Origin of the sequence: Rhodopseudomonas sp. (genome assembly GCF_048594845.1) — a bacterium.
Taxonomy (GTDB): Bacteria; Pseudomonadota; Alphaproteobacteria; order Rhizobiales; family Xanthobacteraceae; genus Rhodopseudomonas.
The window spans coordinates 1-4,350 of sequence record NZ_JBMDXE010000236.1 but is presented as its reverse complement, the minus strand read 5'-3'; the positions used below and the strand labels follow the sequence as shown (position 1 = coordinate 4,350).

General features: G+C 65.7%; 6 protein-coding genes. All 6 read left to right on the top strand.

Annotation, left to right across the window (positions count from 1 at the left end):
- Positions 1 to 334, top strand: a 334-nt coding sequence (locus tag ACOJTD_RS15225; RefSeq protein WP_420133736.1) for a thiolase C-terminal domain-containing protein, incomplete at its 5' end; no start/stop codon positions are given.
- A 10-nt stretch (positions 335 to 344) separates the two neighbouring features.
- The gene (locus ACOJTD_RS15220; protein ID WP_420133735.1) at positions 345 to 791 is read left to right on the top strand and encodes a MaoC family dehydratase N-terminal domain-containing protein; all 447 of its coding nucleotides are present in this window, start codon (positions 345 to 347) and stop codon (positions 789 to 791) included.
- Entirely contained in the window at positions 788 to 1,210 is a 423-nt protein-coding gene (locus tag ACOJTD_RS15215) for a MaoC family dehydratase (RefSeq protein WP_420133734.1), read from the top strand. The genes ACOJTD_RS15220 and ACOJTD_RS15215 overlap by 4 nt, the downstream gene beginning before the upstream one ends.
- 229 nt (positions 1,211 to 1,439) lie before the next feature.
- Positions 1,440 to 2,267: an SDR family NAD(P)-dependent oxidoreductase gene (locus ACOJTD_RS15210; protein WP_420133733.1), complete on the top strand. Its 828-nt coding sequence runs from the start codon at positions 1,440 to 1,442 to the stop codon at positions 2,265 to 2,267.
- A gap of 9 nt (positions 2,268 to 2,276) precedes the next feature.
- Entirely contained in the window at positions 2,277 to 3,422 is a 1,146-nt protein-coding gene (locus ACOJTD_RS15205) for an acyl-CoA dehydrogenase family protein (RefSeq protein ID WP_420133732.1), read from the top strand.
- A gap of 35 nt (positions 3,423 to 3,457) precedes the next feature.
- Positions 3,458 to 4,234: an enoyl-CoA hydratase-related protein gene (locus ACOJTD_RS15200; protein ID WP_420133731.1), complete on the top strand. Its 777-nt coding sequence runs from the start codon at positions 3,458 to 3,460 to the stop codon at positions 4,232 to 4,234.
- Positions 4,235 to 4,350 lie beyond the last annotated feature (116 nt).

Sequence of the window (4,350 nt, the reverse complement as noted above, 5' to 3'; positions counted from 1 at the left end):
GGACGACGTCGACGTCGTCGAGCTGCACGACTGCTTCGCCCATAACGAGTTGATCACCTACGAGGCGCTTGGTCTCTGCCCCGAAGGCGGCGCCGAGAAGTTCATCGCCGACGGCGACAACACCTATGGCGGAAAGTTCGTCACCAACCCGTCGGGCGGACTGCTGTCGAAAGGCCATCCGCTCGGCGCCACTGGCCTCGCACAATGCTACGAGCTGACCCGGCAGCTCCGCGGCACCGCGGAGGCGACCCAGGTCGACGGCGCCAAGCGCGCGTTGCAGCACAATCTCGGTCTCGGCGGCGCCTGCGTGGTGACACTGTACGAGCGCGCGTGAGGCAAATCTGATGGTCGATCAATCCGCTGTCGGTCGCCGGTTCACGCCGGTGACCGCCCATGTCGAAGCCGGACGGCTGCGCTACTTCCTCGACACACTCGGCGAGACCACTCCGGTTTATCGCGACGCCGCTACGGCCAAGGGCGAAGGCTTCGCGGCTCCGCCGATCCCGCCGACCTATCTGTTTTGCCTCGAGATGCTCGACAACGAAAAACCGTTCGAGTTTCTCACTGCGCTTCAGATCGATCTCGGCCGGGTGCTGCATGGTGAGCAGAGCTTCACCTACCATGCCCCGGTGATGGTCGGCGACACCCTGACCTTCAGCCCGCGGGTCACCAGCGTCACCGACAAGAAGGGCGGCGCAATGACGCTGATCGGCGTCGAAACCACCGTCACCAATCAGCACGGGGTTCACGTCGCCGATACGACGCGGACCATCGTGGTGCGCAACGGATGACCGACATGATGGACATGACAACTTCCCCCACGGTCGGCGACCGCATCGTCCACAAGCGCGTCCCCGCGATCAACCGCCACCGGCTTGCGCTGTATTGCGGCGCCTCCGGCGACCACAATCCGATCCACGTCGATATCGACTTCGCCAAGGCGTCGGGATTTCCCGACGTGTTCAGCCACGGCATGCTGGTGATGGGCTATCTCGGCCAGGCGCTGAGCGACGCGTTTCCGCCGAACCGCATCCGCAGCTTCTCGACCCGTTTCGCCGCGATCACGCAAGTCGGCGCCGAACTGACCTGCGAAGGCACCGTCGCCGAGCTGTTCGAAGCCGGCGGCGAACGCCGCGCCCGCATCGCACTCACCACCAAGGATCAGCACGGCGAAACCAAGCTCGCCGGCGAAGCCGTGGTGGCTCTCTAATATCACCTATCCGTCATGGCCGGCTTGTCCCGGCCATCCACGTCCTTCACGACGGAGGCCGTCATCCCCCGCGCATGCGGGGGACCCAGTATCCCAGAGCGCACATGTTAACAGGAACGCTCTGGAATACTGGGTCGCCCGGTCAAGCCGGGCGATGACGGTTGCCGCTTCAGAAGGCGTGGATGCCCTGGCATGACGACTGTTACTAAATAATAGTGGAGGGAAACGAATGGCCAAACTGCAAGGCAAGGTGGCGCTGGTCACCGGATCGGGTCGCGGCATCGGCCGCGCCATCGCGCTCAAGCTCGCCAGCGAGGGCGCGCGCGTCGTCGTCAACGATCTCGACGACGCGCCGGGCAATGCCGTCGCGGCCGAGATCAAGGCAATGGGCAGCGACGCTGTCGCCATCAACGGCAGCGTGTCGGAGCCCGGCTTCGCCGATCGCTTCGTCGGCGCGGCGGTCGAGCAGTTCGGCGGCCTCGACATCATCGTCAACAATGCCGGCTACACCTGGGACTCGACGATCCAGAAGATGACCGACGAGCAGTTCCAGGCGATGCTCGACGTGCATCTGGTGGCGCCGTTCCGCATCCTGCGCGCCGCCGCCGAGCCGATCCGCATCTTCGCCAAGAAGGAAGCCGAGGCAGGGCATGAAGTGTTCCGCAAGGTCGTCAACATCTCGTCGATCGCAGGGCTCTACGGCAATGCCGGGCAGGCGAGCTACTCGTCGGCGAAAGCGTCGCTGATCGGGCTGACGCGGACGCTGTGCAAGGAATGGGGTCGCTACAAGGTCAACGTCAATTGCGTCGCCTTCGGCCTGATCGCCACGCGGCTGACGCAGCCGATCGAGGCGCAGCAGAAGACCATCGACGTCGCCGGCCGCGACATCAAGGTCGGCGTGCAGCCGCAGATGCTCGACGCGATGGCGCGGATGATCCCGCTCGGTCGCGGCGGCACGCCCGAGGAGGCGGCCGACGCAGTCTATCTGTTCTGCAGCCCGGAATCGAACTACATCAGTGGGCAGGTCGTCGTGTGCGGCGGCGGACTTATTCTGTAGCGAGGAAAAATGCAGTATCGATCGCCCTGGATGACCGAAGAGCTGGAGGCTTTCCGCCACCAGTTTCGCAAGTTCCTGGAAAAGGATCTCGCGCCGCACGCCGAAAAATGGCGCAAGCAGAAGATGGTCGATCGCTCCGCCTGGCTGAAGCTCGGCGAGATGGGCGCGCTGGTGCCGAGCATCCCCGAGGCCTATGGCGGGCTCGGTGCGAGCTTCGCCTATGACGCGGCGATCTATGAAGACATGGAGTCGATCGTGCCGGAGGCGCTGTCCGGCGTCACCGTGTCGAGCGGCATCGTCGCGCATTACATCCTGAACTACGGCTCGGAAGAGCAGAAGCAGCGCTGGCTGCCGGCGATGGCGCGCGGCGAACTGATCGGCGGCATCGCCATGACCGAGCCCGGCACCGGCTCGGACCTGCAGGCCGTGCGCACCACCGCGAAGCTCGAAGGCGACAACTACGTCATCAACGGCCAGACGACCTTCATCACCAACGGCCAGAACGCCGATGTGATCATCGTCGTGGCGCGCACCGGCGGGCCGGGCGCCAAGGGCCTGTCGCTGATTGCGATGGAGACCAAGGACAATCCCGGCTTCAAGCGCGGCCGCAACCTCGACAAGATCGGCCTGCACGCCTCCGACACATCGGAGCTGTTCTTCGAGAACGCGATCGCGCCGAAGGAGAATCTGCTCGGCGGCGAGGAGGGCAAGGGCTTCGTCCAGCTGATGCAGCAGTTGCCGCAGGAGCGGCTGATCATCGCGGTCGGCGCGGTCGCGGCGATGGAACGCGCGGTCAAGCTCACCACCGACTACACGCGCGAGCGTAAGGCGTTCGGCCAGCCGATCCTGGACTTTCAGAACACCGCCTTCACGCTCGCCGAGCGCAAGACCGAAGCGTTCATCGCCCGCGTGTTCGTCGATTTCTGCATCGAGCGGCTGATCGCCGGCGATCTTGATGCGGTGACGGCGTCGATGGCGAAGTGGTGGACGACGCAGAAGCAGGTCGAGACCGTCGACGAGTGCCTGCAGCTGCATGGCGGCTACGGCTACATGCAGGAATATCCGATCGGCCGGATGTTCGTGGATTCGCGCATCCAGAAGATCTACGGCGGCACCAATGAAGTGATGAAGCTGCTGATCGCGCGGTCGCTGTAAGCGGACGCAGCATAGAGCAGGTGAGGGGACACGGTATGGCGTGGGTGAAGTCGGAAACGCGCGGCGCGGTCGCGGTGCTGACGCTCGATAATCCCGATCAGTACAACGCGATGCGTCCCGGGCTGCTCGCCGATCTCAATGCGGCGCTCGACGGCGCGTTGGCGGATACGGCGGTGAGGGCGATCCTGCTCACCGGCGCCGGCAAGGGCTTCTGCGCCGGCGCGCAGCTCGGCGGCGCAACCTTCGAGTCCGGCGCCAACGTCGCGCCGTGGATGCGCGCCGAGCTCAGCCCGTTGCTGGAGAAGATGCGTAGCGCCGACAAGCCGATCGTGGTCGCCGTCAACGGCCCCGCGGCCGGCGCCGGCGTCGGCCTCGCGCTCGCCGGCGATATCGTGCTGGCGGCGCGTTCGGCGAAATTCGTACTCAGCTTCGTCAAGCTCGGCGCCGCGCTCGACGCCGGCACCTCGCTATTCCTGCAGCGCTCGATCGGCGTCGCGCGGGCGCGTGCGCTGGCCTTGCTGGGCCGGCCGCTGAGCGCCGAGCAGGCGGCGGAATGGGGCCTGATCTTCCAGACCATCGATGACGCGGCGCTGATGACCGAAGCGATGGCGATTGCCGAGCAGCTCGCGAACGGTCCGCCGATCAGCATCGGTCTGATCAAGCAGCAGATCGAACGCGCCTGGGATGCGACGCTGGCCGACACGCTCGACAATGAGGCCGAGCGTCAGGGCCAGGCCTTCGTCACCGCGGATCTTCGCGAAGGCGCCGCGGCGTTCGTTGAGAAGCGCACGGCCCGGTTTACGGGGCGATAAGCCGCTCTGGCCTGAGCTGATGAGCTGACAACATGCTCTGCCGTCATCCTGAGGTGCCCGCCGGGCCGCGCTGTGCGCGGTGCGGTGGGCCTCGAAGGATGGGCCGCGAGCACCGT